The 26,730-nt window shown below is 72.4% G+C and carries 24 protein-coding genes and 2 pseudogenes; 16 read left to right on the top strand and 10 right to left on the bottom strand.

What is annotated here, in order from left to right:
* Window positions 1–59 precede the first annotated feature (59 nt).
* Window positions 60–737: a dethiobiotin synthase gene (gene bioD, locus MNOD_RS30015; RefSeq protein WP_015932722.1), complete on the bottom strand. Its 678-nt coding sequence runs from the start codon at window positions 735–737 to the stop codon at window positions 60–62.
* 145 nt (window positions 738–882) lie between these two features.
* Window positions 883–2,022 (bottom strand): aminotransferase class I/II-fold pyridoxal phosphate-dependent enzyme, encoded by a 1,140-nt coding sequence (locus MNOD_RS30020; RefSeq protein ID WP_015932723.1) that lies wholly within the window; start codon window positions 2,020–2,022, stop codon window positions 883–885.
* A 155-nt stretch (window positions 2,023–2,177) separates the two neighbouring features.
* Between MNOD_RS30020 and MNOD_RS30025 the strand changes: the two genes are divergently transcribed.
* The gene (locus tag MNOD_RS30025) at window positions 2,178–3,158 is read left to right on the top strand and encodes a bifunctional helix-turn-helix transcriptional regulator/GNAT family N-acetyltransferase (RefSeq protein ID WP_015932724.1); all 981 of its coding nucleotides are present in this window, start codon (window positions 2,178–2,180) and stop codon (window positions 3,156–3,158) included.
* On the top strand, window positions 3,155–4,402 hold the full coding sequence (locus MNOD_RS30030) for an adenosylmethionine--8-amino-7-oxononanoate transaminase (protein WP_015932725.1): 1,248 nt from the start codon (window positions 3,155–3,157) through the stop codon (window positions 4,400–4,402). The genes MNOD_RS30025 and MNOD_RS30030 overlap by 4 nt, the downstream gene beginning before the upstream one ends.
* A gap of 188 nt (window positions 4,403–4,590) precedes the next feature.
* Here the strand turns inward: MNOD_RS30030 and MNOD_RS30035 are convergent, their stop codons facing one another.
* Together MNOD_RS30035 and MNOD_RS30040 are read right to left on the bottom strand one after the other, a co-directional pair.
* Window positions 4,591–5,307 (bottom strand): HAD hydrolase-like protein, encoded by a 717-nt coding sequence (locus MNOD_RS30035; RefSeq protein WP_015932726.1) that lies wholly within the window; start codon window positions 5,305–5,307, stop codon window positions 4,591–4,593.
* Window positions 5,304–5,867, bottom strand: a complete 564-nt coding sequence (locus MNOD_RS30040; protein WP_015932727.1) for a hypothetical protein — start codon at window positions 5,865–5,867, stop codon at window positions 5,304–5,306. The genes MNOD_RS30035 and MNOD_RS30040 overlap by 4 nt, the downstream gene beginning before the upstream one ends.
* A gap of 238 nt (window positions 5,868–6,105) precedes the next feature.
* On the opposite strand from MNOD_RS30040, the gene MNOD_RS30045 reads away from it, so the two are divergent.
* Window positions 6,106–6,819: an SIR2 family NAD-dependent protein deacylase gene (locus tag MNOD_RS30045; RefSeq protein ID WP_015932728.1), complete on the top strand. Its 714-nt coding sequence runs from the start codon at window positions 6,106–6,108 to the stop codon at window positions 6,817–6,819.
* A gap of 408 nt (window positions 6,820–7,227) precedes the next feature.
* On the opposite strand, the gene MNOD_RS30050 is transcribed toward MNOD_RS30045, so the two are convergent.
* A complete protein-coding gene (locus tag MNOD_RS30050; RefSeq protein ID WP_043749681.1) occupies window positions 7,228–8,982 on the bottom strand; it encodes an AsmA family protein in 1,755 nt (584 codons plus the stop codon).
* A gap of 331 nt (window positions 8,983–9,313) precedes the next feature.
* Here MNOD_RS30050 and MNOD_RS30055 point away from each other — a divergent pair, with 331 nt between their 5' ends.
* The 4 genes from MNOD_RS30055 to MNOD_RS30070 all read left to right on the top strand — a co-directional run bounded on the left by MNOD_RS30055 (window position 9,314) and on the right by MNOD_RS30070 (window position 12,691).
* Window positions 9,314–10,051 carry a CoA transferase subunit A gene (locus MNOD_RS30055; protein WP_015932730.1) on the top strand — a complete coding sequence of 246 codons (738 nt, stop codon included), beginning with the start codon at window positions 9,314–9,316 and terminating at the stop codon, window positions 10,049–10,051.
* A 14-nt stretch (window positions 10,052–10,065) separates the two neighbouring features.
* Entirely contained in the window at window positions 10,066–10,731 is a 666-nt protein-coding gene (locus tag MNOD_RS30060) for a 3-oxoacid CoA-transferase subunit B (RefSeq protein ID WP_015932731.1), read from the top strand.
* 327 nt (window positions 10,732–11,058) lie between these two features.
* Window positions 11,059–11,298 carry a hypothetical protein gene (locus MNOD_RS30065; RefSeq protein WP_043749685.1) on the top strand — a complete coding sequence of 80 codons (240 nt, stop codon included), beginning with the start codon at window positions 11,059–11,061 and terminating at the stop codon, window positions 11,296–11,298.
* Window positions 11,299–11,461: 163 nt separating this feature from the next.
* Window positions 11,462–12,691, top strand: coding sequence for an MFS transporter (locus tag MNOD_RS30070; RefSeq protein ID WP_015932732.1), 1,230 nt, complete (start codon window positions 11,462–11,464; stop codon window positions 12,689–12,691).
* A 19-nt stretch (window positions 12,692–12,710) separates the two neighbouring features.
* Here MNOD_RS30070 and MNOD_RS30075 read toward each other — a convergent pair whose 3' ends face one another.
* From MNOD_RS30075 to MNOD_RS30085, 3 genes are all read right to left on the bottom strand, one after another.
* Window positions 12,711–14,372: an ABC transporter permease gene (locus tag MNOD_RS30075; RefSeq protein ID WP_015932733.1), complete on the bottom strand. Its 1,662-nt coding sequence runs from the start codon at window positions 14,370–14,372 to the stop codon at window positions 12,711–12,713.
* Window positions 14,373–14,415: 43 nt separating this feature from the next.
* Window positions 14,416–15,411 carry a Fe(3+) ABC transporter substrate-binding protein gene (locus MNOD_RS30080; RefSeq protein WP_050783570.1) on the bottom strand — a complete coding sequence of 332 codons (996 nt, stop codon included), beginning with the start codon at window positions 15,409–15,411 and terminating at the stop codon, window positions 14,416–14,418.
* 177 nt (window positions 15,412–15,588) lie between these two features.
* Window positions 15,589–16,680: an ABC transporter ATP-binding protein gene (locus MNOD_RS30085; RefSeq protein ID WP_015932735.1), complete on the bottom strand. Its 1,092-nt coding sequence runs from the start codon at window positions 16,678–16,680 to the stop codon at window positions 15,589–15,591.
* A 153-nt stretch (window positions 16,681–16,833) separates the two neighbouring features.
* On the opposite strand from MNOD_RS30085, the gene MNOD_RS30090 reads away from it, so the two are divergent.
* The 5 genes from MNOD_RS30090 to MNOD_RS30110 all read left to right on the top strand — a co-directional run bounded on the left by MNOD_RS30090 (window position 16,834) and on the right by MNOD_RS30110 (window position 21,155).
* Window positions 16,834–17,244, top strand: coding sequence for a hypothetical protein (locus MNOD_RS30090; RefSeq protein ID WP_015932736.1), 411 nt, complete (start codon window positions 16,834–16,836; stop codon window positions 17,242–17,244).
* Window positions 17,245–17,667: 423 nt separating this feature from the next.
* Window positions 17,668–19,470 (top strand): ArnT family glycosyltransferase, encoded by a 1,803-nt coding sequence (locus MNOD_RS30095; RefSeq protein WP_015932737.1) that lies wholly within the window; start codon window positions 17,668–17,670, stop codon window positions 19,468–19,470.
* Window positions 19,467–20,210: a glycosyltransferase family 2 protein gene (locus MNOD_RS30100; RefSeq protein ID WP_015932738.1), complete on the top strand. Its 744-nt coding sequence runs from the start codon at window positions 19,467–19,469 to the stop codon at window positions 20,208–20,210. Before MNOD_RS30095 ends, MNOD_RS30100 begins: the two co-directional genes overlap by 4 nt.
* On the top strand, window positions 20,210–20,548 hold the full coding sequence (locus MNOD_RS30105; RefSeq protein ID WP_015932739.1) for a lipid-A-disaccharide synthase N-terminal domain-containing protein: 339 nt from the start codon (window positions 20,210–20,212) through the stop codon (window positions 20,546–20,548). Before MNOD_RS30100 ends, MNOD_RS30105 begins: the two co-directional genes overlap by 1 nt.
* A gap of 109 nt (window positions 20,549–20,657) precedes the next feature.
* A complete protein-coding gene (locus MNOD_RS30110) occupies window positions 20,658–21,155 on the top strand; it encodes a DUF302 domain-containing protein (protein WP_015932740.1) in 498 nt (165 codons plus the stop codon).
* 73 nt (window positions 21,156–21,228) lie between these two features.
* On the opposite strand, the gene metC is transcribed toward MNOD_RS30110, so the two are convergent.
* Window positions 21,229–22,416 carry a cystathionine beta-lyase gene (gene metC, locus MNOD_RS30115; RefSeq protein WP_015932741.1) on the bottom strand — a complete coding sequence of 396 codons (1,188 nt, stop codon included), beginning with the start codon at window positions 22,414–22,416 and terminating at the stop codon, window positions 21,229–21,231.
* A 231-nt stretch (window positions 22,417–22,647) separates the two neighbouring features.
* Between metC and MNOD_RS30120 the strand changes: the two genes are divergently transcribed.
* The 3 genes and pseudogenes from MNOD_RS30120 to MNOD_RS30130 form a co-directional block, all read left to right on the top strand.
* Window positions 22,648–23,670: an amino acid ABC transporter substrate-binding protein gene (locus MNOD_RS30120; RefSeq protein WP_043749692.1), complete on the top strand. Its 1,023-nt coding sequence runs from the start codon at window positions 22,648–22,650 to the stop codon at window positions 23,668–23,670.
* Window positions 23,671–23,843: 173 nt separating this feature from the next.
* Window positions 23,844–24,548: pseudogene (locus MNOD_RS30125) on the top strand (amino acid ABC transporter ATP-binding protein); the annotation flags it as partial.
* 2 nt (window positions 24,549–24,550) lie between these two features.
* Window positions 24,551–24,869 (top strand): annotated as a pseudogene (locus MNOD_RS30130) (EamA family transporter); the annotation flags it as partial.
* Between the two features lie 413 nt (window positions 24,870–25,282).
* Here the strand turns inward: MNOD_RS30130 and sseA are convergent.
* On the bottom strand, window positions 25,283–26,125 hold the full coding sequence (gene sseA / locus MNOD_RS30135) for a 3-mercaptopyruvate sulfurtransferase (protein ID WP_015932744.1): 843 nt from the start codon (window positions 26,123–26,125) through the stop codon (window positions 25,283–25,285).
* 383 nt (window positions 26,126–26,508) lie between these two features.
* Here sseA and MNOD_RS30140 point away from each other — a divergent pair, with 383 nt between their 5' ends.
* Complete coding sequence (locus MNOD_RS30140; RefSeq protein ID WP_244424589.1) at window positions 26,509–26,727, top strand: hypothetical protein; 219 nt, start codon at window positions 26,509–26,511, stop codon at window positions 26,725–26,727.
* Window positions 26,728–26,730: the final 3 nt, after the last annotated feature.

Consider the following 26,730-nt stretch of genomic DNA (forward strand, 5'->3'; position numbering starts at 1 on the left):
AAATGCGGCACAATCAAAAACCTGGAGCAGGATCCGTTCATGGTGGAACGGATCCTGCTCTAGGCAGGAACGACGTCGAGCCCCTCCGCGGGGAAGCCTCCGCCCCGCGCCACGCACAGCACCCGGACCCCGGCATGCCGCGCGATCGCCTCCGCCACGGTCTCGGGCGGCGTCGGGGCGCCGGGCGTCTCGCTCACCACCACGGCGCGGAGATCCACCGCGTGATGGTGAAGGGTTTCGATCGCCGTCAGCGCGTGGCTGATCGCCCCGAGATAGCTGCCCGAGACGAGGAGCACCGGCAGGCGGAGCGCCTTGAGCCATGCAAGGCCGGTCGCCTCCGCGGTGAGCGGGCTCATCAGGCCGCCGACGCCCTCGATCAGCACGGCCGTGCCCGGGGCGGGGGCCGCGATTGCGGTCTCGCACCACGCGACGAGATCGGCGAGCGCAAGGCTGCGTCCCTCCCGCGCGGCGGCGAGGTCGGGGGCGAGCGGCGCCGCGAAGCGCCAGGGCGTCATGGCCGCGACCGTCTCGGGCGTCACCGGCAGATCCTGCGCGGCAAGGAGCAAAGCGGTGTCGCTCGCGGAGAAATCCGGATCGGACAGGTCCGGCACGCCGCTCGCGACCGGCTTGAGGGCACGGACCGGCCGGCCGCTCGCCCGGAGAGCGCGGGTCAGCGCCGCGGTGACGTAGGTCTTGCCGATCTCGGTGCCGGCGCCCGCGACGAAGAGCGTGCTCATACGAAATCCGATTGATTGCTCGGCGATTGCTGTCGCAATCGCGCGGCAATGCGGATTTCGGCTTCGCTCAGGCCGGCGCGGAGCAAAGCTCCGCACCGCGCGGGCTTGGTGATCCGGTTTCCGAACCGATCGTCCGGAAACCGGATCACCCGGCCGCCCCGAGCTCGGACAGGGCCTGGGCCAGCGCGTCGACCTCGGCCTCGGCGTGGGCTGCCGAGAAGGCGATGCGCAGGCGCGCCGTGCCGGCGGGCACCGTCGGCGGGCGGATCGCCACCACGAGGAAGCCCCGCGCCTCGAGGGCCCGCGACAGGGCGAGCGCGGCCTCCGCCTCGCCGACGAGAACCGGCACGACGGCGCTCTGCGCCTCCGGAAGCCCCAGGCGGGCGGTGAAGCGGCGCGCCAGGGCGAGGGGCCGGGCGGCGCGCTCCGGCTCGGCCTCGATCAGCCGCAGGGCAGCGAGCGCGGCGGCGGCGGAGGCCGGGGGCAGGCCGGTCGTGTAGACGAAGCTGCGCGCCCGCGAGGTCAGGAGGTCGATCACCGCCCGCGAGGCGCAGAGATAGCCGCCGTAGCTGCCGAGCGCCTTCGACAGGGTGCCCATCTCGAGCGGCGCCGTGGCGTCCGGCCCGACCACGCCGAGCCCGTGCGCGTCGTCGACGAGGGTCCAGGCATCGAAGGACCGCGCGAGGTCCAGGATGTCGGCCACGGGCGCGCGGTCGCCGTCCATCGAGAAGACGCGCTCGGTCAGGATGAGCGCGTGGCGCGCCTCGCCGCGCTCGCGCGCGAGCAACGCTTCGAGATGCTTAAGATCGTTGTGGCGGAAGGGCAGGGTGCGGGCGCCCGAGAGCCGCGTGCCCGCCCACATGCAGGAATGGCCGAGTTCGTCGATGAGGATCAGGTCGCCCGCTCCGGCCAGCGCCGGTGTGATGCCGAGATTGGCGAGATAGCCGCTGCCGAACACCAGCGCCGCCTCATGGCCCTTGCGCCGGGCGAGTTCCGCCTCGAGCTCGGCGAAGACCGGATGATCGCCCGTGACGAGGCGCGAGCCGCCGCTGCCGGCCCCGTAGCGCTCTAGCGCAGCGCGGGCTGCCGCGACCACGGCCGGGTGCGTGGCGAGGCCGAGATAATCGTTGCAGGAGAACGAGACCACCGGCCGTCCGCCCCGCTCGGCCCGGGCGCCGCCCGTGCGGGCGGTCGGAACCAGGCGGCGGCGCAGGCCCGCGGCATTGAGCCCGGCGAGCTTGGCTTCAGCGAAGGCGTCGAGGCTGGGGGTGAGGGAAGCCGGCATGGCGGCGCTGTGGCGCCTGCAGGCGGCCCGTGTCAAGGCGGGCGCGGATCCCACTCTCGGCGGAGGTCGGCGCAGCATCGCCGCCGCATGGGAGCGGGACAACACTTGACTCAGTCAACTAACATGACCACCTTCCCGCATCCCCGGGAGGGACCATGACCGAGCTTTCATCCTCCGCCGACGAGGCCATCGCCGCGGTGCGGGCCTTCAGCCGCTTCTACACGCGGCAGATCGGCCTTCTCGACGAGGGGCTGCACCGGACTGCCTTCTCCCTCACCGAGGCGCGCGTGCTCTACGAACTCGCCCATCGCGACGGGCTCACCGCGACGGAGCTCGGCCAGGATCTGGGGCTCGATGCAGGCTATCTCAGCCGCCTGCTCAAGCGCTTCGCCGCCCAGGGCCTCGTCATGCGCACGCCCTCGGCGGAGGACGGGCGCCGCCACGTGCTCGCCCTCACGCCGGCCGGGCGCGCGGCCTTCGCGCCCCTCGACGAGGCCTCCCGGCGCGAGGTCGGCGCGATGCTGGGGCGGCTCGCGGACTCGGACCGCACGGCGCTGGTGCGGGCGATGCGCACGGTGCAGCGCCTCCTCGGCGAGGCGCCCGCGTCCGTCAGGCTGCGCCCCTTCCGCCCCGGCGATACCGGCTGGATCATCCACCGGCAGGGCCGTCTCTATGCGGAGGAATACGGCTGGGACGACAGCTTCGAGGGCTTGGTCGCCGGGATCCTGGCCGGGTTCGTGGCGAGCCACGATCCGGCCCGCGAGCGCGGCTGGGTGGCCGAGCGCGGGGACGAGCCGGTCGGCAGCATCTTCCTGATGCGCCAGTCGGAGACGGTGGCGAAGCTGCGGCTCCTCTACGTCGAGGCGGCGGCACGGGGCACCGGCACCGGCCGGCAGCTGGTCGAGACCTGCCTCGCCTTCGCGCGCGAGGCCGGCTACCGGCAGGTGACGCTCTGGACCAACGACGTGCTGGTCCCGGCCCGGCGCCTCTACGAGAATGCGGGCTTCCGCCTGACCGAGCGCGCGCCGCACCGCTCCTTCGGGACGGATCTCGTCGGCGAAACCTGGACGCTCGATCTCGACGCGCGACCTCGCGACTTGACACCGCCGCCCGTTCCGCCCGACTGCGCCGCATGAGCGAGCCCCGCGACGACCTCCTCTGGCGCCCCTACACGCAGATGAAGACGGCGGCCCCGCCGCTGCGGGCGGCGCGCACGCAGGGCAGCCGCATCGTGCTGGAGGACGGGCGCGAGCTCGTCGACGGCATCGCCTCCTGGTGGACAGCCTGCCACGGCTACAACCATCCCCACATCAGGCAGGCCGTGGCCGCCCAGCTCGACGCCATGCCGCACGTGATGTTCGGCGGCCTGACGCATGCGCCGGCCGAGGATCTTGCGCGCCGCCTCGCCGCCCTTCTGCCCGGCGATCTCGACCACGTCTTCTTCTCGGATTCGGGCTCGGTCGCGGTCGAGGTCGCCCTGAAGGCGGCGGCCCAGGTCTGGCTCAACCGCGGCGTCGCGGGCCGCAGCCGCTTCGCCGCCTTCCGGGGCGGCTATCACGGCGACACGATGGGGGCGATGTCGGTCTGCGATCCCGAGGAGGGGATGCATCGCCGCTTCGGCCGCTACCTGCCCGAGCAGCTCTTCTTCGACCTGCCGGACACGCGCGCGCGCGAGACGGCCGTCGATGCCGGGCTCGCGCGCCACCGCGACACCCTGGCGGGGGTGATCGTGGAGCCGCTGGTGCAGGGGGCGGGGGGCATGCGCATGCATCCCCCGGAGGTGCTGGCGACCGTCGCGCGGCTCGCCCGGCGCCACGGCCTGATCCTCATCCTCGACGAGGTCTTCACCGGATTCGGCCGCACGGGCACGCTCTTCGCCTGCGAGCAGGCGGGCGTGGTGCCGGACCTGATCTGCTTGTCGAAGGCGCTCACCGGCGGCACCCTGCCGCTCGCCGCCACGGTGGCGACCGCTGAGATCTTCGCCGCCTTCTGGTCCGACGACCCGGCCGCCGCGCTGATGCACGGCCCGACCTTCATGGCGAATCCGCTCGCCTGCGCGGCGGCGAATGCCAGCCTCGACCTGTTCGCCCGCGAGCCGCGCCTCGCCCAGGCGAACCGCATCGCGGCGCAGCTGGAGGAGGGCTTGGCGCCCCTGCGCGGCCGGCCCGGCATTCGCGACGTGCGGGTGCTCGGCGCCATCGGGGCGGTGCAGCTCGTCCCGCCCACCGACCTCGCCGGCATGAAGGCGGCCTTCCTGGAGAGGGGCGCCTGGGTGCGCCCGTTCGGCGACATCGTCTATCTGACGCCCGCCCTCACGATCCCGGAAGAGGATCTGGCGCGGCTCACCGGCGCCATGCGGGAGATCCTGGGGGCAGCCTGACGGATCGGGCCGCCCGACCCGTCATACCAACGGTGATTCATGTGACCGTTGGTTCCGTTCTCGAATTGTCGCCAAGCCTCTTCAACAAAGCCTCTGGCTTGGCATCGACCATTCGAGATGGTCAACGGCCCGATGCGTGAGCATGCGCGGCAGCACTTGGCTTACGTCAGCAGCCGGGGCCGTTGGGATCAGACCGGGACCCGCGCCGGCAGGAGCGCCGCGGCCACCGCCTCGGGCGTGTCGAACAGGTGGCCGGGCCGCAGCGCCGCTAGCGCCTCGGGCCGGGTGTAGCCCCAGGTCACCGCTCCGAAGGCGAGCCCACAGGAGGCCGCGGCCTCCGCGTCGCGGATCTCGTCGCCGAGGCAGATGACCCGGCCGGGCGCGATCCCGCTGCCCCGCACCACGGCACGGAACCGGCGGGCCTTGCCGAACAGGGCCGAACCGCAGGCGAAATGCGCGATGCGCGCGGCGTTCTCCGGGCCGAGCACCCGGCGCACAATGTCCTCGCGGTTCGAGGTCACGACCGCGAGGCGCACGCCGCCCGCATCGAGGCGATGCAGCAGGGCGGCGATGCCCGGAAACAGCCGGAGTTCCGCGATGTCGCGGGCGGCGAGCGCGCGCATGTGGCGCGCGATGAGCGGCAGCTTCCAGGCCGGCACCGCGAGGTGCCGCAGGACCGCCTGCGCGCCGAGGCCGCGCAGCAGCTCGATCTCCTCCGCGGCGACCCGGCGGAAGCCGTAGCGGTCGGCGACGCCGTTCAGCACCCGGCAGAACCACGGGAAGCTGTCGGCCAGGGTGCCGTCGAAATCGAGGATCGCGAGCCCGTAGGGCGCTCCTTCGGAGCGCGAAGCCCCTTCGGAGCGCGAAGCCCCTCCGGGGTGCGGGGCCCCGGTGGGGCGGCTCACCGGCAGTAGCGCGGCAGGCGGCGCTTCCAGCGCTCGCCGACCCGCAACTCCTCCTCGCGCCGCTTCGACCGGGGCGCCGCCTCGCTCACATTCCGCACGGCGGCGAGCGCCACCGGAGCGGGGTCGGGCGGCGCCACCGCCGGCGCTGGCGCGGCGGGCGGCTCGTCCGGCCAATCCTCGGGCCAGACGAAGCCCCGACGCGCGGGCGGCGCGGCGGGCTTGCGCGCGGCAGGCCGGCGCTGGCGGCGGAAGATCGGCTCCTCCTCGACGACGGGCTCCGGCTCGGGCGGCGGCGGCTCCGGCGGCACGATCAGGCTCGGCAGCACCCGGCGGGACGGCGCGGCGGCCGCGCGGCTGCGCGACGGCTGCGGCGCCGTGGGCTCGGGATCGAAGCGGCCGGACTGGGTCGCGGCGGCGGCCTCCTCGATTAGGCCGGTGCCGGCCCAGAGAGCGCTCGCCTGCGCCTTCGGCGCGGCCGTTTCGCTCGAGGCGGCGATGGGGGAGGTGCGGGTACGTTTGATCTCGACCGTGAACGACGGTCTCGCGCGGTAGCGCGTCATCGAGTGTCCTGAAGCGATCTGTTCGGGATGGCGTCCGCCGCACGGTGCGCGGGCGCCTGCCCCTCACTTAGGATGAGATGCATCACTTGTCCATGCGGGGAGTTGATAAAGTGTCAACGAACATGTTGTGGCGGACTTCGCTGCGGTTAAGCGCCGCCGATAGCGCCGGGGCGGCAAGTTCTGGGCGTGTCGTCGGGTGCTTCGCAGGGTTCGGCAGGGACCGGGGAGCCGACGCGGCATGAACATCTTCGTCCTGACGGGGGCCGGCATCTCGGCCGAGAGCGGGCTCGGCACCTTCCGCGACCGCGGCGGCCTGTGGAGCCGGTTCGATCCCGCACGGCTCGCCACGCCCGAAGCCTTCGCGGAGGATCCCGATACGGTCCACGCCTTCTACAACCTGCGGCGGCGGGGCGTGTGCGACGCCGCACCGAACGCCGCGCACCGGGCGCTCGCACGCCTGCAGGCGGCGCTGCCGGCGCGGGGCGGGCGCCTGTTCCTGTGCACGCAGAACATCGACGACCTGCACGAGCGCGCCGGCGCGTCGGACGTGGTGCACATGCACGGCGAGATTTTTCGGGCGCGCTGCCTGTCCTGCGGGGCGTCGCATCCCTGGCGCGCGAATCTCGGCGTCGCGACCGCCTGCCCCGCCTGCGGGCGCGCGGGCGGGATGCGGCCGGACGTGGTGTGGTTCGGCGAGGTGCCGCTCCACCTCGACGCCATCGACGCGGGCCTCGCGGCGGCCGACCTCTTCGTCGCCATCGGCACGTCGGGGGTGGTCTATCCGGCTGCGGGCTACGTCGCGCAGGCCCGCCGCCGGGGCATCCCGACTCACGAGATCAACCTCGCGCCCTCCGACACGGCGCATGTCTTCGACACCGCCGCCTACGGCCCGGCGACCGAGACGGTGCCGGCCTGGGTCGAAGCGGTGCTGGCCCGCCCTCGAAGTCCTTGATGGGTCGAATGTCCGGACGGGAATAAGATGTCCACGTCTCCTGGGTGTTCTCCAAGAGCCTACTCGAGTGTCGAGGACACACTTATGATGACTTTATGCTTTATATAGCTTGTTCTTTCCCACCCCACGACCTCATCCTGAGGTGCTTGCGAAGCAAGCCTCGAAGGAGGGCTCCAGTTTTCTCAGCGGGTTCTGGAACCCTCCTTCGAGGCTGCCGCAAGCGGCAGCACCTCAGGATGAGGGCGAGGGTGGGATAAACTGCTCAAACAGGCTCTAATACGGTCTCCGAACGGATCAACCGGAGACCGTATAAGCAGACTTGCATTGGCGTGCCAACACTTCGCTGAGGCTTTTGGTCTATCGCAGGTCTTCGCCGGAAAACCGCAAAACTCTTGTCCGAAACCTGCTTCAAGGCGCGTAGGCGCTGGCCGCGGCGGGCAGGGCCGGGGAGGCCGGACGGGGCGGGGACAGGAGGCGCAGGCGCGGCGCCCCCCAGGGGCCGGCGAGCTCATACCGGGCCGGCCGGCCTTCCGCGCTGCGTAAGGGATCACGCGCGGACGGCTCGACCTCGGCGGCGAAACGCTGCTCGGGCAGGACGACCCGGCCGCGCAGGGTGAGGGCGGAGGAGGCGGTGCGGATCTGGCCCTGCGTGATCTCGCCGAGGCCGGCGCTGAGCCCGAGCGTCACCTGCGCCCGCTCGAAGGGAAGCCGGCCGCCGCGGCGCAGGGCCGGCTCGGCCCCCGGCGTCTCGGCGAGCGCGACGCCGGCGATCTCCCCGTCATCGACCGTGACGGAGACGCGCCCGCCGACCCGGCGGGTCATCTCGGCGAGGTCCGCCCCCGCCGCGTCGAGCGCGAGCGAGCCCTGCACCCGCCCGAGGATGGGGCGGGCGAGGCCAAGATCCGTCAGGAGGGAGCCGAGATCGACCCGGTCGGCCGTGCCCTGGAGCTTCGCTTCGAGCCCCGCCGATCCGGCATCGACCAGCACCGCCCGCCCCTTGACGGTGCCGCCCTGCAGGGTCGCGCGCCCGAGGCTCGCCTCGACGGCGCCGGCCCGGACGAGGAGGCCCGCCGCGACGTCCTCGGCCTGGAGCGGGCCGATCCGGGCTGCCGCCGCCGAGACCCTGAGGTCGAGGTCGCCGCCCGTCCAGGGGGCGAGGGCGAGCGGCGCATCGGCTGAGCCCGCCTCCGCGCGGCCGGGGAGCAGCGCCGAGAGGTCGAGGCGCTCCGCCGCGAGGGTGCCCGAGAGGGCGAGCCGGCCGTCCGGCCCGAGGGTTGCGGCGCCCGCACCGTCGAGCACCGTATCGGCGAGGACGAGGCGCAGGGACGGCATCGCGAGGGTGTCGGGCCGCGCCTCGAAGCGGCCCTCCAGGGTGACGCGGCCGAGGGCCGGCGCGAGCGGCGCCCGGGCGCCGACCCATGCCAGGGTCTCGGACAGCGCACGGGTCGTGAAGCGGCCCTCGCCGGCGAGGGCAGGCCCGCCCTGCCAGGATCCCGTCCCGTCGAGGTCCAGGCTGCCCGAGGGCCAGGCGATCGTCGCCCTGACCGGGCTCGGGGTCCCCATGGCGAGGTCGAGGGGGCGTGCGGCGGCAAACACCACATGGGTCGGCACCCCGCGCCAGGAGAAGCGGCCGGAGAGGTCGAGCCCGGCGCCCGCGCGCGGCCAGCTCACCGAGAGGGTGAGATCGCCCAGGCGGTCGGATCCGGATTCACCGGCCGTGATCCGTCCCTCGGTGACAGAGAGGCGGCGCAGGGGCCGGGCCCCGTCGGCGAGGCGCGCGGTCAGCCGGGCGAGGGGGCCCGCCCAACGGTCGTCGTCCTCGGGCAGGACGAGGCGGGTGCCCGCGAGCGTCAGCGCCGCAGCTTCGGCCTGCCCGGTCAGCAGAGCGCCGAGGCCGAGCTGCACCTCCAGGCTCCGGCTTTCGGCGAGCAGCCGCCCGCCGTTCAGGACGCGCACATGCTGGAAGCGCAGGCGCGGCGCCGGCAGCAGGGCGAGCGTGGTCGGCCCCTGGGCCTCGAAGGTGAGGCCGTAGGCCCGGGCGAGATGGCGTCCGACGAAGGCGCGGGCCGCCGGCGTCGCCACGGTCCAGGATTGACAGGCCGCGGCGGCCAGCACCAGCGCCGAGGCGCCGCCGCAGAGGACCAGGATGGATCGGCGCGACATCGCTCCCCGGCTGATGGTGTGTGACCTCAGGTGCCCCCTGCACGGTCGCGCCGCCTCGCGGGCGGGCGGCGCACGCGCCATCCCTCGGCCTTCCCTTACTCCCTCGCGGACGGTTTGTCTTCAGCCCGGCGCAGCGCGACCCCGGCGATCCAAAGCTCAGGCGCCGCCAGGCCACGTCTGTGCCGGATCGACGCAGTTTTCGCCCACGCCCCCGTGACCGCCCGCCCGAACGGTGCTTAAGAAGGAGCCTGTCGAGACTCGTCTCATGCGGGAGACGGGCACGGCAGGCGCCGGCTCCGCGTGAGGCCCGGCGTCCAGGAGAGGGATCGAGATGAAGAAGGTATATCCCGACGCCACGGCGGCCCTGGCGGGCCTGCTGCGGGACGGCATGACGATCATGGCCGGCGGTTTCGGCCTGTGCGGCATCCCCGACGTCCTCATCGACGCCGTGCGCGAGAGCGGCGTGAAGAATCTCACCGTCATCTCGAACAATGCGGGAATCGACGGGGTCGGTCTCGGCGTCCTCCTGGAGACGCGCCAGATCCGGAAGATGATCTCGTCCTATGTCGGAGAGAACAAGACCTTCGCCCAGCAATATCTCGCGGGCGAGCTCGAGATCGAGTTCAACCCGCAGGGCACGCTGGCCGAGCGCATCCGGGCGGGCGGCGCGGGCATCCCGGCCTTCTTCACCAAGACCGGCGTCGGCACGCTGATCGCCGAGGGCAAGGAGGTGCGCGAGTTCGACGGCGAGCAATACGTGATGGAGCGCGGCCTCTTCGCCGACATCTCGCTCGTGCACGCCTGGAAGGGCGACACCGAAGGCAACCTCGTCTACCGGAAGACCGCGCGCAACTTCAATCCGATGATGGCGACGGCCTCGCGCATGACGGTCGCCCAGGTCGAGCACCTGGTCGAGCCGGGCGAGATCGACCCCGACCACATCATCACGCCGGGCGTGTTCGTGAAGCGCCTCATCCACGTCGCCCACCCCAACAAGCGCATCGAGCAGCGCACCACCCGCAAGCGTTCCGACGCGGCCTCCGCCGCGACCGGCGGCGGCGCCATCTAGGAGGAGACCGCACCATGGCCTGGACCCGCGACCAGATGGCGGCCCGCGCCGCCCGCGAACTGCAGGACGGCTTCTACGTCAATCTCGGCATCGGCATCCCGACGCTGGTGTCGAACTTCATCCCCGAGGGCATGTCGGTGCAGCTCCAGTCGGAGAACGGCATGCTCGGCATGGGGCCCTTCCCCTACGAGGGCGAGGAGGACCCGGACCTCATCAATGCCGGCAAGCAGACCATCACGGAGCTGCCGACGACGAGCTACTTCTCGTCCTCGGATTCCTTCGCGATGATCCGCGGCGGGCATATCGACCTATCGATCCTCGGGGCCATGCAGGTGGCCGAGAACGGCGACCTCGCCAACTGGATGATCCCCGGCAAGATGGTGAAGGGGATGGGCGGCGCCATGGACCTCGTGGCGGGCGTCAGGAAGGTCGTGGTGGTGATGGAGCACGTCGCCAGGGCCAAGGACGGCTCGGAATCCCCGAAGCTGCTCAAGGCCTGCGACCTGCCCCTCACCGGCACCCAGGTGGTCGACATGGTGATCACCGATCTCGGCGTCTTCACCATCGACAAGAAGGGCCACGGCGGCATGAGCCTGATCGAGCTCGCCGACGGCGTCACCGAGGAGGAGGTCCGGTCGAAGACCGAGGCGCAGTACCGGGTGGCGCTGAAGAACACCTGAGCGGGGCGCAAGGGGCCGCGGGCGATCGACGACCGCCCGCGGCCTTTGTCTCCACCGATCACCCGGCCGCGCCTCCTGCGCGTCAGGGCCATCGCTTCAGAGCGCTTGCCCTGGCTGTGCACCGTCCCCCCTTGAACCAGCCCGCGGAGCGGTTACGCTTGCGCGCGATGACCGGCCTTCAGACCATCCACCCGATCCTCTGGTGGCGCTTCCTCTAGGAAGCGGCCGTCGTCATCCTGCTTGCGACCGATGCCGCCGCCTTGGCGGCCGGATCGAGGGCAACGTGGTGTTCACCTATCTCGACGCCTTCGACCCGACCCGGAGGCCGTGGCCGCGCTCAAGGCGCAGTACCGGCGGGGCGGCCTCGGCGATGCGGCCCTCAAGCGGCGTCTCGACGGCGTGCTGAAGGACCTCCTCGGGCCGATCCGCGAGCGGCGAGCCGAGGTCGCCCGCGACCCGGACTTCGTGATGGACGTGCTGCGCACCGGGACCGCCCGCGCCCGCGCGATCACCGCCGCGACCCAGGCCGAGCTGCACGCCGCCCTCGGCCTGTTCACCTGGACCTGATTCATCTGGATCCGAGCCGGCGGCCGCCTCCCCGAAACGCCGGTCCGGGTTGCGCCCGCTCCGCTATCCGCGCGGCGGGCCCGCTGCTAGAGCCGTCCTCCTGCCTGAACCGGCCCCAAGAAACCGGCTCTAAGACCGGTCGGCCTCGCCCGAGGATGCGCCCGTGATCGCTCCATCGCTTCCGGCCGACGGGCCGGATTCCGCCGCCGCGTGGCGGCGCCTCGCCGTCGCCGTGCTGCTGACCACTATCGGCGGCGTCGGCATGTGGTCCGTCGTCGTGGTGCTGCCCACCGTCCAGGCGGAGTTCGGCATCGCCCGCGCGGCCGCCTCGCTGCCCTACACGCTGACCATGGTGGGCTTCGCCCTCGGCGGGGTGCTGATGGGGCGGCTCGCCGACCGGTTCGGCATCGTCGCGCCGCTCGTCCTCGGCAGCCTCTGCCTCGCGGCCGGCTACGGGGCCTCCGCGCTCGCCGGCAGCCTCTGGCCCTTCACCCTCGCGCACGGGCTCCTCATCGGGGTCGGCAGCTCGTCGGCCTTCGCGCCGCTGATGGCCGACACCTCGCTGTGGTTCGCGCGGCGGCGCGGCATCGCGGTCTCGCTCTGCGCCGCGGGCAACTACCTCGCCGGAACGATCTGGCCGCCGATGGTGCAGCACGCCGTCGCCGCCTTCGGCTGGCGCACGACGCAAGCCGGGCTCGGCCTCCTCTGCCTCGCCACGATGCTGCCGCTCGCCCTGCTGATGCGCCGTCCTCCGCCGCAGGCCGGCGCGGCGGCCCCGACGGCCGGTGGCACCGGCCGGAGGACGGTCGGGCTCTCGCCCGGCGCGCTGCAGGGGCTGCTCGCCCTCTCGGGCCTGTCCTGCTGCGTCGCCATGGCGATGCCCCAGGTCCATATCGTCGCCTATTGCGGGGACCTCGGTTACGGCGTCGCCCGCGGCGCCGAGATGCTCTCGCTGATGCTCGGCTTCGGCATCGTCAGCCGCATCGCCTCCGGCTTCCTCGCCGACCGGATCGGCGGCACCGCCACCCTGCTGCTCGGCGCCGTACTCCAGGGCGTGGCGCTCGTCCTCTATCTCCTGTTCGACGGGCTGATCTCGCTCTACGTGATCTCGGCCCTGTTCGGCCTGTTCCAGGGCGGCATCGTGCCGGCCTATGCGATCATCGTGCGGGAGCTTTTTCCGCCCCGCGAGGCCGGCGCCCGGGTGGGCATCGTCATCATGGCGACGCTGTTCGGCATGGCGCTCGGCGGCTGGTTCTCGGGTGTGATCTTCGACCACACCGGCACCTATGCGGCGGCCTTCGCGCACGGGCTCCTGTGGAACCTCGTCACGGTCACGATCGCCCTGTGGCTGATGCAGCGGCAGGCGCTGCGGGGGCGCGTGGCGGCCGCGTAGCCGGAGCGGTGGAGGCTCGTCACGCCTTCGGCGTCGAGGTCCGCAGCAGCACCGCGACCGGAGCGAGCCCCACCGCCACGATGAGGAGTGCTGCCACCGCCCCGTCCTCATAGGTGCCGCGCGCGGCCTCGCCATAGAGGTGGGTCGCCAGCGTCTCGACGTTGAGCGGGCGCAGCAGAAGCGTCGCGGGCAGTTCCTTCACGCAATCGACGAAGACGAGGAGCGCGCCGCCGAGCACCGCGGGCCAGGTCAGCGGCAGATGCACCTGCGCCAGCGTGGCGGCGGCGCTGCGGCCGAGCACCCGGCTCGCATCGCCGAGCGAGCGCGGCACCTTGGCGAGCCCCGCCTCGCTGGTGCCGACCGTGATGGCGAGGAAGCGTACCACATAGGCGTAGACGAGGGCGACGCCGGTGCCGAGGCCGACGAGCCCGAGCCCCGCCCCGGTCAGCGCCCGGCTCGCCCCGTCGAGAGCCGCGTCGAAGCCGGCGAGCGGCGGCATCAGGCCGATCGCCAGGATCGCGCCCGGCATCGCGTAGCCCAGCGTCGCGCAGCGCACGAGCGCCGCCCGCCACGCGACCGGCCCCAAGAACAGTCGCGGGCCGGCCGCCACCAGGAGCCCAAGCGCGGTCGCGACCAGCGTGGCGAGGGATGCGTAGAGAAGCGTGTTGAGCGCCTCGTCGAGGAGATGCGGCGAGAGACCGGCGAAGTGCAGCCGGTGGAGGGCCTGCACCACGAGGTAGCCCGCCGGCGCCAGGAAGCCGACGGCCACCGGGAGGAGGCCGAGGCCGCAGGCCGCGAGGGCCGGCAGGCCGGCGAGGGGCTGGCGGCTCATCCGCCGCGGCCGTTGCGCTGCGCCCGCATAGCCCCGGCGGCGGCGCGCCGCCCGCTCGAGCGCCATCAGGGCGAGCACGAAGAGGAGCATCACGAGGGCGATGGAGGCCGCGCCCGGCAGATCCGAGCGGTTGACCCAGGTCGCGTAGATCGAGACCGTGAGGGTGCGCACCCCGAGGAATTCCGCCGCGCCGATGTCGTTGAGCGCTTCGAGCAGCGCGAGGCTGGCGCCGAGCGCGATGGCCGGCCGTGCCAGCGGCAGCGCCACCCGGCGGAACACCGCGGCCGGGGTGAGACCGAGGCTGCGCCCGGCCTCGACCAGCGTCGCCGACTGCATCAGGAACAGCGCCCGCGTCGGCAGATAGACGTAGGGGTAGAGCACGAAGCCGAGGAGCAGGATGCAGCCGGGCAGCGAGCGCACGTCCGGCAGCATCAGGTCGCGCGGGCGCGCGATGCCGAGAAGCGCCCGGATCCCGCTCTGCACCGGCCCGACCGGATGCAGCAGGTCGAGATAGGCATAGGCTACGATGTAGGTGGGAACTGCGAGCGGCAGCAGCAGCGCCCAGTCGAGGAGGCGCCGCCCGGGGAATTCGTAGGCCGCCACCAGCCATGCGGCGCCCGTGCCGATGGCGATGACGAGGAGGCCCACGCCCGCGAGCAGCAGCCCCGTGTCGAGGACGGCCTGCGGCAGCACGTAGGCGAGGAGATGCGGCCACAGCCCGCTCGACGCCTGGACCGCCTCGGCGGCGAGGGCCACCAGCGGCGCGAGCACGAGCAGAGCCGCGGCGCCGGCGGCGAGCGTCCAGGGCAGCAGGCCGGCGGCGGGCACGGGGGCAGGGGGCCTGTGCACCCTGCGCTCCCGCCAGAGGGCCGGGAGGCCCTTCTGGATGCCGCTACTTGTCGAAACCGACACGGTCGACGAGGAGGCTGGCGGCCTTGCGGTTGCGGGCGATCTCCACGAGCGGGATCGCGTCCACCTTGAGGGTCCCGAACTCGGCGAGCAGCGGATCGACCGCGACGCCCGGCTTGACCGGATACTCGTAATCGGCCTTGGCGTAGAGCGCCTGCGCCTCGTCCGAGACGAGGAATTCGAGGAGCTTCACGGCATTGTCGCGGTTGGGCGCGTTCTTGGCCACCACGGCGCCCGAGACGTTCACGTGGGTGCCCCCGCCCGCGAAGACCGGCAGCACCACCTTGATCCCGTCGCCCCACTTCTTCTGCTCGGGGCCGCCCCGCCCGCCGCGCATCAGGCCGACATAGTAGGAATTGCCGAGCCCAAGCTCGCAGAGATCGGCCACGATGTCGCGCGCCACGTCCCGGTCGCCGCCGCCGGGCTTGCGCGCGAGGTTGGCCTTGAGGCCCTTGAGCCACGCCTCGGCCTTCTCCTCTCCGTGATGGGCGATGAAGGCCGCGATCAGCGCCGTGTTGTAGGGATGCTGGCCCGCCCGCAGGCAGATCTGCCCCTTCCATTTCGGGTCGGCGAGATCCTCGTAGGTGATGCCCTCCAGCCCCTTCGTGTCGGGATCGGCGTAGAGCACCCGCGCGCGGGTCGAGAGCGCGAACCAGCGCCCGTCCGCGTCGCGCAGGGGCGCCGGGATCGCCGCCTCCAGCACGGCCGAGCGCACCGGCTGGCCGAGATCCTTGTCGACGAGTTCGATCAGGTTGCCGACATCGACCGTCATCACGAGGTCGGCGGCGGAACGGGCGCCCTCGGCGGCCACGCGCTCGGCCAGGCCCTTGTCCACGAACACGGTGTTGACCGCGATGCCGCTCTTGGCCGTGAAGGCCTCGAGGAGCGGCCGGATCAGGCCCGGCTCGCGGGTGGTGTAGAGGTTGACCTCACCCGCCGCCCGCACGGCGGCCGGCTGCCCCAGCACGGCACCGATCAGCGACGCAAGGACGACGAGCGGACGAATAGGCGTTCGCGACAAGGACCATCCCTCCCCAGAATCTCCCGCCCGTAGAGAAGCAGATCGCAGAAAAAAGCAAGCGCGATAGATTGGACTTGTTTTAATGTGAAAGTTGGCGGCGTGATTCCGCGATGCGGCGGAGCGCTCGACCGAGCATCAGTCTTGCCCGGAATCTGCGTCATCTTCCTCGGGCAGGACGAGGACCCTGTGTTCGCACAGGGTCAGGCCGACCGCGTCGCCGGGGCCGAAGGGCTCCGCGCCGGGAAGCCGCACCCGCAGCGGCTCCGCGAGGCCCGGGACCGCGAGGTGGAGCAGGGCGGAGGAGCCGAGGAAGACCCGACGCGTCACCTGCGCGGTCGGGCCCGTGCCGGGGGGACCGACCCGCAGCGCCTCCGGCCGCAGGCAGACCCGCACCGCGGCCCCGTCGGCGAAGCCCCCGGCCGGCACGGTGCCGAGAGGCGTCTGCGCGGCCCCGCCGCGGATGCGGGCCGGGATCTCGGTCGCGTCGGCGAGGAAGCGGGCGGCGAAGAGGGTGGTGGGGCGGCGGTAGAGCGCCTCGCCGGTCGCGACCTGAAGGATGCGGCCGTGCCGCATCAGGGCGATGCGGGTCGCCACGGAGAGCGCCTCCTCGGGATCATGGGTCACGAGGAGCGCTGTCGTGCCGGTGCGGCGCAGGAGCGCGACCGTGTCCTCTCGCACCCGGTCGCGCATCCGCCGGTCGAGGTTGGAGAAGGGCTCGTCGAGGAGGAGGAGCCGCGGCCCCGGCGCCAGGGCCCGCACCAGCGCCACCCGCTGCTGCTCGCCGCCGGAGAGGGTCTGCGGATAGCTCCCCGCCCGCGCGCTCAGGCCCACCTGCTCCAGCAGCGAACCGGCCACGGCCTGCGCGGCGGAGGGCCGGCCCGCGAGGCCGAACCGGATGTTCTCGGCCACCGTGAGGTGCGGGAACAGGGCGTAGTCCTGGAACACCAGGCCGACCCCGCGGGCCTCGGGCGGCACCGCGATGCCGGGCCCGGCGACGAGGCGCCCGTCGAGGAGGATGCGGCCGCGGGCCGGCCGCTCCAGCCCCGCCACGATGCGCAGCAGGGTGCTCTTGCCGCAGCCCGAATCGCCGAGCAGCGCCATGATCTCACCGGACCGCACCTCGAGCGACACGCCGTCGAGGGCCAGCACCCGGCCGAACCGGCAGGCGATGTCCTCCGCCGCGAGGGCCGGAGGAGCCGGGCGGATCCGCGGTGCCGCGTCGGGCATGGGCTTCTAGCGCTCCGTTCTGGGACAGGCCGGCCGCGTGACGCGGCCCGCAGGGTCAATCGGACGTTAAGCGGATCGGTCGAAAGCTCCGCATCGCCAGGGCGGCCTTACCCGGCCGGCCGGGCCCCGAGCAACCGTCAGGGTGAGTGGCGTATGCGTAGCGTATCGAGCGAGGCCGGCAATGTGGTGCCGTTCCGGCGGTCGAAGTTTCCGGCCGGAGGCTACCATCCGGAGGATCTGGCCGCACCGAGCCCTGCGCTCGCCCGCTCCCGCCGCGACCAGCGCAGCCTGATGGACACGGTCTACGAGGCCGGCCATCTGCCGGTGGCGGCCGGCGACCGCGAGACCAAGCTCGTGGCCGCGCGGCTGCAGGTCTACGGCTTCCTGATCATCGAGGCGGTGGAGGAGGACGGACATCTGCGCCGCCTGCGCCCCTCGGAGGCGGTGCGCGCCGCCTGCGACCGGCCCTGGCGCCTGTCGCGCTCCTCCTACGGCGTGAACCTTGCGGTCTCGATCCCGCGGGTGGACGACTTCCTGTTCGAGCCCGTGGGCATGACGGTGTGATACGGTTTTCGGTTGATCTGTCCGAGACGAGGATGCGCGGGGAACCCCTCTCCCGTGCGGGAGAGGGGCAGGGGTGAGGGCCCAGGTGGTGCAGCAAGCATCCTGACCCGGGCCGCTGCCAGCACCACGGTCAGTGATCTAAAACTGATCCGTCCGGGACCCTCACCCCTACCCCTCTCCCGCACGGGAGAGGGGATCCCGCGGTTCCCGCGCCCTCTTGTCTCCGAACGGATCAACCGGAAGCCGTATGATACCAACGGCCCAAGATGCTGACGCAGCGGGTGCTGACGCGCGCCGCCCGCCGCGCGCGCCGGCCACCTCCGGAAAATTGACTTTCTGAATCGGATCATCGACACGGGCGCCCATCGCGGCGACCGGGGGCGGAGTGCCGTCGCGGGCCCGCTGCCGGTTCGGAGCGACGTGATGACGAGCCTTGCTGCCGGGAAGAAGCCCGGTGCCGGGAAGAAGCCCGGTGCCGGGAAGAAGCCCGGTGCCGGGAAGAAGCCCGGTGCCGGGAAGAAGCCCGGCGCCGGGGAGCGCCCCGGCCGCGCCGCCGGGGCCTTCGCCGACCGGCTGCTGTCGCTCGGCGCCCGCAGCCATGCCGCGGCCTGCGGGCTCCTCGTCCTCCTCTGCCTCGCCTGCTTCCTGCCGGGCTTCGCCTCGCTCCAGCCGATGGACCGGGACGAGCCGCGCTTCGCGCAGGCCTCCAAGCAGATGCTGGAAACCGGCGACCTCGTCGACATCCGCTTCCAGGGCGAGGCCCGGCACAAGAAGCCGGTCGGGATCTACTGGGCGCAGAGCGCCGTGGTGGGGGCCGCTGAGGCGCTCGGCGTGAAGCAGGCCCGCACCACCATCGCCCTCTACCGCATCCCCTCGCTCTTCGGTGCGGTCGCCGCCGTGCTGCTGACCTACTGGGCCGCGCTCGCCTTCCTGCCGCGGCGCCACGCCTTCCTGGCCGCGGCGTTGTTCGGGGCCTGCGCGATGCTCTCGGCCGAGGCGCGGCTCGCCAAGACGGACGCGCTCCTCGCCGCCACGGCCGTGGCGGCCATGGGGGGGCTCGCCCGCGCCTGGCTGCGCGGCCGGGCCGGGCGCCTGCCGGGCGGCACCGTGCTGGCGTTCTGGCTCGCCGTCGCCCTCGGCATCCTGATCAAGGGGCCGATGGTGCCGCTCTTCGCGGGGCTCGCCGCCCTCGCGCTCTCGGTCAAGGCGCGGTCGGGGGCGTGGCTCCGCTCCTTGCGCCCGGGGCTCGGGCTCCTCATCGTGCTTGCCGTCGCGGCACCCTGGTTCGTCGCCATCGCGGTCAAGAGCGGTGGCGCCTTCTTCGGCGAGGCAGTGGGGCACGACATGCTGGGCAAGGTCGGCACGGCCCAGACCCAGCATTGGGCGCCCCCGGGCACCTACCTGCTCGTCATCTTCGGGACCTTCTGGCCCGCCGCCGCCTTCGCCGCCATGGCCGTCCCCTTCGCCTGGCAGGCCCGGCGCGAGGATGCGGTCGCCTTCCTGATCGCCTGGGTGGTGCCCGCCTGGCTCGTCTTCGAGGCGGTGCCGACGAAGCTGCCCCACTACGTGCTGCCCCTCTGCCCGGCGCTGGCGATCCTGGCCGTGATGGCGGTCGCCCGCGGGGCGGTGCATCGCGGCCGGCCGGGTGCGCGGCTGGTGGCCCTCCTGGTCCCGCTCGTGCCCCTCGGCCTGACCATCGGCCTCTGCGCCGCGGCCTGGCGGCTCGACGGGGTGCTCCCGGTGGCCGGGCTGCCGCTCCTCGTCGCCGCGACCCTGGTCGCCGCCGCGGCCTGGCACCTCTTCGCGGCCGGGTTTACCGAGCGCGCCCTGGCGGTGTCGGTCCTCGCCGCGATGCTGCTCAGCCCCGCCGTGTTCGGGCTGACCCAGCCGGTCCTGGCCTCCCTCAAGGTCTCGCCGCGGCTCGCCGCCCTGCGGGCGGAGCTCCCCTGCGCCCCCGCGGAGGTGGCGACGCTGGGCTACCGTGAGCCGAGCCTCGTCTTCCTCACCGGCACCGACCTCGCGATGCTCGATTCCGGCGACGAGGCGGCCGCGTTCCTGGCCGCGGGCGGCTGCCGCCTCCTCTACGTGGAGGACCGCTTCCGCGAGCCCGTCCGGGCCGCCCTCGCCGCGCGGGACCTGCATCCCCGGACGATCGGACGCGTCGCGGGCTTCAACATCAACGGCGGCAAGCCGGTCGGGCTCGACGCCTACGCGGTGACGCCGTGACCGAGACCCTGCGGCTCAGCGTCGTCGTGCCGGTGCGCAACGAGGCGGGCAACATCGCCCCCCTGGTAGCCGAGATCGCGGCCGCCTGCGCGCCGCTCGCCCCCTTCGAGATCATCTACGTGGACGACGGCTCCACGGACGCCACCCCGGCTGCTCTCGCAGCCGCGCGGCAGGCGCACCCTGTCTTGCGCGTGCTGCGCCACCGCGACAGCTGCGGCCAGAGCGCGGCGGTGCGCTCGGGGACCCGCGCCGCGCGGGCGCCCCTCGTCGCCACTCTCGACGGGGACGGGCAGAACGACCCGGCCTTCATTCCCCGGCTCGTCGCGGCCCTCGAAGCGGCCGGGCCGGCGGCCGGCCTCGCGCAGGGGCAGCGGGTGGGCCGCAAGGACGGGCGCCTCAAGACCCTGCAGTCGCGCATCGCCAACGGGGTGCGCAGCCGCATCCTGCGCGACGCCACCCGCGACACGGGCTGCGGCCTCAAGGTCTTCCGCCGCTCCGTCTACCTCGCCCTGCCGTATTTCGACGCGCTGCACCGCTTCATGCCCGCCCTCGTCGCCCGCGAGGGTTTTCGTGTGGTCCATGTCGACGTGGTCGACCGGCCGCGGCTGAGCGGGCGCTCCAATTACGGCCTGTTCGATCGGCTCTGGGTCGGTCTCCTCGACCTCGCCGGGGTGTGGTGGCTGATCCGGCGCCGCCGCCGCGTGCCCGATCTCGTCGCGGCCGACGGGGAGGCGGGCTGATGGTCGCCGACATCATGCACGGGCTCGGAGCCTACCTCGCCTCGCTCTTCACCGGCCCGGTCGACCTCATGGTGCTGGTCGGGCTCCTCGGGCAGACGCTGTTCACCGCCCGCTTCCTGGTGCAGTGGATCGCGAGCGAGCGGGCCGGGCGCAGCGTGATCCCGCTGTCGTTCTGGTTCTTCTCGCTCGGCGGCTCGGCGGTGCTGCTCGCCTATGCGCTCTACCGGCGCGATCCGGTCTTCATCCTCGGCCAGAGCCTCGGCACGGTGATCTACCTGCGCAACCTCGCGCTGATCTTCCGCGAGAAGCGCCGCGCCCGCGAGGACGGTCCGGCCTGAGCCGGTCGGTCCGGCCCCAAGCCGGACACCCCGGCCCGAGCCGGGCTTTTGGCATCGCTTCGGAACGTGTATGCGGGGTTGACTGCAGCCGCAGCGGGAACTTCTCCGCATGGCCCGGCGATTCCTCGCCCTTCTTCTCCTCGCCGCCCCGGCCGGCCCCGCCCCCGGCCAGTCCTCCGCCATCCCGGTCTGCCGCGATCCCGGCACGGAGCCGCCTGCGCCGGGAGTCGGCGAGGGCCTCGTGAGCGTATCGAGCCCCGGGTCGGTCGCCGAGACGGTGGCGCGCCTCACGGCGGCGATCCGGGCCGGCGGCGGCACCGTCCATGCGGAGATCGATCCGGCGCGCGGAGCCGGCATCCCGTTGCGCCCGGCGCGGCTCATCCTGTTCGGCGACGCCCGCACGGACGCGCCCCTGATGCGCGCCGCCCCGACGGCGGGCCTCGACCTGCCGCTCAGGATCCTGGTCTGGGAGGATTCCGCGGGGCGGGTGCGCGCGACCGCCACGGATCCGGCCTGGATCGCCCGGCGGCACGGCCTCGACCCGGACGGGGCGCCCATGCGGGACACCCGCGCGTCGTTCACCCGCATCCTCGATGCCGCCCGCTGAGGCGACGGCGGGGAGAGAGTGACGGTCCGTCGGGCGCCTCCATGAGCGCCCGCCGGACCCTGCCGGGACAGCCTCACCCGGCCGCCCGCAGCCGGGCGAAGCCCGCATCGAGGTCCCGCTTCAGGTCCTCCAGATCCTCCAGCCCGATGTGGAAGCGCAGGGCCGGCCCGCCCGGGGCCCAGGCGGTGGCGGTGCGGTAGGTCCGGCAGTCGAACGGGATGACGAGGCTCTCGAAGCCGCCCCAGGAGAAGCCCATCCCGAAGAGTTCGAGCCCGTCCAGCATCGCGGCGACCGCCGCCTCCGAGCAGGGCTTCAGGATCACCGAGAACAGGCCCGAGGCGCCCTTGAAGTCGCGGGTCCAGATGGCGTGGCCGGGATCCTCCGGCAGGGCCGGGTGGAGCACGCGCGCCACCTCGGGCCGGGCCTTCAGCCACTCCGCCATGGCAAGCGCCTGCCGCCCGTGCTCGGCGAGACGCAGCGGCAGGGTGCGCAGGCCCCGCAGGGCGAGGAAGACGTCCTCCGGCCCCGCGCACATGGCGAAGAGCGCGAAGGTGCGCTGGAGGGCCGGCCAATATTGCGCATTGGCGGAGGTGAGGCCGAGGAGCAGGTCCGAGCCGCCCGACAGGTACTTGGTGCCGGCCTCGATGGCGATGTCGACGCCGCGCTCGTGCGGCGGGAAGAGCAGGGGCGTCGCCCAGGTATTGTCCATGAGCACGCAGGCGCCCCGGGCATGGGCCACGGCGGCGATGGCCGGGATGTCCTGCATCTCGAGGCTCTGCGAGCCCGGCGCCTCGGTGAGCACCGCCGCGGTGTTGCCGCGCATCAGCTCGGCGATGCCCGCCCCGATCGTCGGATCGTAATAGGTGGTCTCGACCCCGAACCGGGCCAGGAACCCGTCGCAGAAGGCGCGGGTCGGCCGGTAGGCGGAATCCGTCACCAGCAGGTGGTCGCCCGCCTTGAGGCAGGCGAGGAGCCCGACCGTGACCGCCGCGAGCCCGGAGGGTGTCAGCACGGTGCCGGCGGCGCCCGCGAGCTGCGTCCAGGCCTGCTCCAGCGCCCGCGTCGTCGGCGTGCCGGCCGTCCCGTAGGTGTATTCCGCCCGCCGGTGCTGCAGGGCGTCGTAGCTCTCGTAGAGCACGGTCGAGCCGCGATAGATCGGCGTGTTCACGAAGCCGTGCTGGCGCGAGGGGTCGCGGCCGGCATGGACGAGGCGGGTGCGTTCGCCGAGACGGCTCGGATCGCGGGGGGGCGTGGTGCTCATCGGACCTCGGGATGCGGGGGCGGGAGGAGGGCGCGACCACAGCCCGGCCGGCCTTCCCGCGTCAAGCCGCGGGCGCCCCGCGGCGGATGGCGCAACCCCTTGACCGGGCACCGGGCTTCGCCTCGAATGCCACTCGCTTAGGCAGAATCCTTGCTTGGGGCGGAGTGAGGACGCAGGCCGGCCACCCCGACAGTGCAACCGGCCGCGGCCGAGAGAAGACACGGGGATCGGATGAGGACGATGATCGCGGCACTCGGCCTCAGTCTGAGCGTCTGCCTGCTGTCGGGAGCCGCGCAGGCTCAGGCGACGCTGGCCAGCATCAAGCAGAAGGGGTTCATCGCCTGCGGCTCGAATCCGGGCCTCGCGGGCTTCGGGGTGCCGGACGCGCAGGGGCGCTGGACCGGCCTCGACGTCGATTTCTGCCGGGCCCTCGCCGCGGCGATCTTCAACGACACCACCAGGGTCCGCTTCATCCCGCTCTCGGCCAAGGACCGCTTCACCGCGCTCCAGTCGGGCGAGGTGGACGTGCTGTCGCGCAACACCACCTGGACGATGTCCCGCGACACCTCGCTCGGCCTCGATTTCCCGTCGGTCAACTTCTACGACGGCCAGGGCTTCATGGTGAAGAAGAAGCTCGGCGTGACCTCGGCCAAGCAGCTCGACGGCGCCTCGATCTGCACCCAGCAGGGCACCACCACCGAGCTCAACCTCGCCGACTATTTCCGCGCCAACAAGCTGAAATACGAGGCCGTGGCCTTCGCCACCGCGGACGAGACCTTCAAGGCCTACGATTCCGGCCGCTGCGACGCCTTCACCACCGACGCGTCGGGCCTCTACGCCGAGCGGCTGCGGGCCTCGAACCCGGACGACAACGTCGTGCTGCCCGAGGTGATCTCGAAGGAGCCGCTCGGGCCGGCGGTGCGCCACGGCGATTCGCAATGGGCCGACATCGTCCGCTGGACCCATTTCGCGATGCTGAACGCCGAAGAGGCCGGCATCACGCAGGCCAATGTCGACCAGATGCTCAAGTCGACGGACAATCCCGACGTCAAGCGCATCCTCGGCACCGAGGGCAAGTTCGGCGAGGGGATCGGGCTCACCAACGATTGGGCCTACCGGATCATCAAGCTCGTCGGCAATTACGGCGAGGTGTTCGAGCGCAATGTCGGCCAGGGCTCGCAGCTCAAGATCCAGCGTGGCGTGAACGCCCTGTGGTCGAAGGGCGGCCTGCAATACGGCCCGCCGATCCGCTGACGGAGCCGCCCGGCGGAAGGCCGCCGGGCGCCCCCGCATCCAAAACGGTGATCCCGATGATTGCTGCGCCCTCCGCCCCCTCCCTCCCGGAGATCGATCCGGACCTCGCGCCCGCCAACACTTCGGCGACGCGCCTCGATTCCGCGCCCGTGGCGGTGACGCTCGAACGCGTGAACAAGTGGTACGGGGTGTTCCACGTCCTGCGCGACATCGACCTCACCGTGCGGCGCGGCGAGCGCATCGTCATCTGCGGCCCCTCGGGCTCGGGCAAGTCGACGATGATCCGCTGCATCAACCGCCTGGAGGAGCATCAGGCCGGCCGCATCGTGGTCGACGGGGTGGAGCTCACCAACGACCTCAAGCGGATCGACGAGATCCGCCGCGAGGTCGGCATGGTGTTCCAGCACTTCAACCTCTTCCCGCACCTGACCGTGCTGGAGAACTGCACGCTCGCCCCGATCTGGGTGAAGAAGATGCCGAAGGCCGAGGCCGAGGCGATCGCGATGCGCTATCTCACCCGGGTGAAGATCCCAGACCAGGCGCACAAATATCCGGGCCAGCTCTCGGGCGGGCAGCAGCAGCGCGTGGCGATCGCCCGCTCGCTGTGCATGAGCCCGAAGATCATGCTGTTCGACGAGCCCACCTCCGCCCTCGATCCCGAGATGGTGAAGGAGGTGCTCGACACCATGGTGGGCCTCGCCGACGAGGGCATGACCATGCTGGTGGTCACCCACGAGATGGGCTTCGCCCGGCAGGTCGCCGACCGGGTGATCTTCATGGACGAGGGCCGGATCGTGGAGGTGAACACGCCCGACGCCTTCTTCCGTTCGCCCCAGCACGAGCGCACGAAGCTGTTCCTGAGCCAGATCCTGCACTGAAGATGCGCTCCACCCTGGCAAGCTGGCAGGTCTGGGCCCTGCTCTCGGCCCTCTTCGCCGCGCTGACGGCGATCTTCGCGAAGGTCGGGGTCGGGAGCCTCAACTCCGACTTTGCCACCTTCGTTGCGTACGCTGGTGATCGTCTGCGTCCTCGGGGCGATCCTCGCCGGCACCGGCCAGTGGCAGGCGCCCGGCACGGTGCCGGCCCGCGCCTGGCTGTTCCTCGTCCTGTCGGGGCTCGCGACCGGGGCCTCCTGGCTCTGCTATTTCCGCGCCCTCAAGCTCGGCGACGCGGCGCGGGTGGCGCCGCTCGACAAGCTTAGAGCAGGATCCGTTCACGGTGGACCGGATCCTGCTCCAGGTTTTTGATTGTGCCGCATTGTCTGCGACGAACCGGGATCCACTTCGTCGGAAAATGCTCTAGCGTCGTGATGGTGGCGCTCTGCGGGGCCGCCTTCCTGGGGAACGCCTCTCCGCCTGGAACTGGCTCGGCGTGGCGCTGATCGGGCGACGCGGCGGCCAGGATGATCCGCCCGACCGGCGTCGCGGCGATGATCGCCACGCCGAGCCCGCCGCCCACGGCACTTCGCGCGTGAACTCACGGGCTCGTGAGCGCCGCCGGAGCGGGCCGCCGAGAATCCGTCCGGCTCTTCGGGAAGCGCCCGACGGATTCTCAGTCTTCGACGGGTCGGATGTCCGGAATGGAGAAAAGCCGTCCCTGTCTCCGACAGATTCTATCGCCCCGTCGCCACCGGCAGGTCCTGGCGCGAGCCCCATTCCGCCCAGGAGCCGTCGTAGAGGGCGCGCGGGGGGCGGCCCAGGGTTTCGAGGGCGAGGGAGATGATCGCCGCAGTAACGCCCGAGCCGCAGGTCGTGACCACCGGCCGGTCGAGATCGACGCCCGCCTCCCGGAAGATCTGCCTCAGCGCACCCTCGTCCTTGAACCGGCCGCCCTCCTGCAGGGCGGCGTAGTGGACGTTGAGGGCGCCCGGGATGTGGCCCGGCCGCACGCCGGGGCGGGGCTCGGGCTCCTCGCCCGCGAAGCGGGATGCGGAGCGCGCATCCACCACCTGCGCCGCCCCCGCCAGCGCCCGCTGCACGTCGGCCACATCCGCCACCGCCGAGTGATCGAGCCGCACCGTGAAGTGGCGCCGGTCGCGGGACCGCGGCTCGCCCTCCTCGACCGGGTGGCCGCCCGCCACCCAGGCCGGGAAGCCGCCCGCCAGGACGGCCACGTCGCGGGCGCCGAAGACCTTGAACATCCAGCGCACCCGCGGCGCCGAGAACAGGCCCATCCCGTCATAGACCACGATGGTCATGCCGTCGCCGATGCCCATGATGCGCATCCGGGACGCGAAAACCTCCGGCCGCGGCAGCATGTGGGGCAGGGGGTTCGTCTCGTCGCTCAGCGCATCGATGTCGAGACGGATGGCCCCGGGGATATGGCCCGCGCGATACTCGGCCTCCGCGTCGCGGTTCATTGCCGGCAGATACCACGAGCCGTCGACGACCACGATGTCGGGAGCGTCGAGCCGCTCGGCCAGCCAATCGGTCGAGACGAAAGGTCCTGTCGCCATGCTGTTCACCCCCTTCGCGAGCGCACCATCGCAGCCCTGTCGCGGTGATCTTGTAAGGCGCATCGGCAGGCGGGTCGACCGGCGACGCAAGTGGCGCGGCGGAGCGATCCCCGCTAAACCAGGGCGTGCGGCGCCGTGAGACGACCGGCGCTGCGAGGGGGGGTCATGATCGGACGAGCCACGCCGGATCCGGCCGGACGGCGCCGCATGGCACGACTCGTGCTTCGCTTCGATCGCTGCAACCGCCGTGTCCACTCTCCCTTGCACGGCCGGACGCGGCCGACGGGCCAGGCAGTAAGACTCCGAGGGCTGCCTGGCCCGCCCGGCCCGCGTTGCAGATCGGGTCGGTCCGCCTCGGTTCCTGCGAGGTCGCGATGAACGCCATGGCACGATTCGTGTACCCGCTCCGCCCGGATTCGGTTCGGGTGATGTCCAGCGGCTATCTGGCCGCGGCGATCTGGTGCGCCGACCTGGCGGCCGCCGCCGCGCCGCCGCGTCCGCGCAGCGCCACGGTGCACCGCCTGGTGCCGAAGGCGCAGGCACGCGCTCCCGTCACCCGCCCGGCCGCGATCCTGCCCTTCGCACGGGTCGCCGCACGCTAAAGC

Origin of the sequence: Methylobacterium nodulans ORS 2060 (assembly GCF_000022085.1) — a bacterium.
GTDB classification, from domain to species: domain Bacteria; phylum Pseudomonadota; class Alphaproteobacteria; order Rhizobiales; family Beijerinckiaceae; genus Methylobacterium; species Methylobacterium nodulans.

Bases quoted from the DNA above. Each gene is read 5' to 3' on its own strand.
- MNOD_RS30055 (WP_015932730.1), top strand. From the start codon at position 9,314: ATGAAGAAGGTATATCCCGACGCCACGGCGGCCCTGGCGGGCCTGCTG.
- MNOD_RS30040 (WP_015932727.1), bottom strand. From the start codon at position 5,867: ATGACGCGCTACCGCGCGAGACCGTCGTTCACGGTCGAGATCAAACGT.
- MNOD_RS30085 (WP_015932735.1), bottom strand. From the start codon at position 16,680: ATGCCCGACGCGGCACCGCGGATCCGCCCGGCTCCTCCGGCCCTCGCG.
- MNOD_RS30095 (WP_015932737.1), top strand. From the start codon at position 17,668: ATGACGAGCCTTGCTGCCGGGAAGAAGCCCGGTGCCGGGAAGAAGCCC.
- MNOD_RS30020 (WP_015932723.1), bottom strand. From the start codon at position 2,022: ATGCCGGCTTCCCTCACCCCCAGCCTCGACGCCTTCGCTGAAGCCAAG.
- MNOD_RS30105 (WP_015932739.1), top strand. From the start codon at position 20,210: ATGGTCGCCGACATCATGCACGGGCTCGGAGCCTACCTCGCCTCGCTC.
- MNOD_RS30050 (WP_043749681.1), bottom strand. From the start codon at position 8,982: ATGTCGCGCCGATCCATCCTGGTCCTCTGCGGCGGCGCCTCGGCGCTG.
- MNOD_RS30140 (WP_244424589.1), top strand. From the start codon at position 26,509: ATGGCACGATTCGTGTACCCGCTCCGCCCGGATTCGGTTCGGGTGATG.
- bioD (WP_015932722.1), bottom strand. From the start codon at position 737: ATGAGCACGCTCTTCGTCGCGGGCGCCGGCACCGAGATCGGCAAGACC.
- MNOD_RS30110 (WP_015932740.1), top strand. From the start codon at position 20,658: ATGGCCCGGCGATTCCTCGCCCTTCTTCTCCTCGCCGCCCCGGCCGGC.
- MNOD_RS30025 (WP_015932724.1), top strand. From the start codon at position 2,178: ATGACCGAGCTTTCATCCTCCGCCGACGAGGCCATCGCCGCGGTGCGG.
- MNOD_RS30120 (WP_043749692.1), top strand. From the start codon at position 22,648: ATGAGGACGATGATCGCGGCACTCGGCCTCAGTCTGAGCGTCTGCCTG.
- MNOD_RS30090 (WP_015932736.1), top strand. From the start codon at position 16,834: ATGCGTAGCGTATCGAGCGAGGCCGGCAATGTGGTGCCGTTCCGGCGG.
- sseA (WP_015932744.1), bottom strand. From the start codon at position 26,125: ATGGCGACAGGACCTTTCGTCTCGACCGATTGGCTGGCCGAGCGGCTC.
- MNOD_RS30045 (WP_015932728.1), top strand. From the start codon at position 6,106: ATGAACATCTTCGTCCTGACGGGGGCCGGCATCTCGGCCGAGAGCGGG.
- MNOD_RS30030 (WP_015932725.1), top strand. From the start codon at position 3,155: ATGAGCGAGCCCCGCGACGACCTCCTCTGGCGCCCCTACACGCAGATG.
- MNOD_RS30060 (WP_015932731.1), top strand. From the start codon at position 10,066: ATGGCCTGGACCCGCGACCAGATGGCGGCCCGCGCCGCCCGCGAACTG.
- metC (WP_015932741.1), bottom strand. From the start codon at position 22,416: ATGAGCACCACGCCCCCCCGCGATCCGAGCCGTCTCGGCGAACGCACC.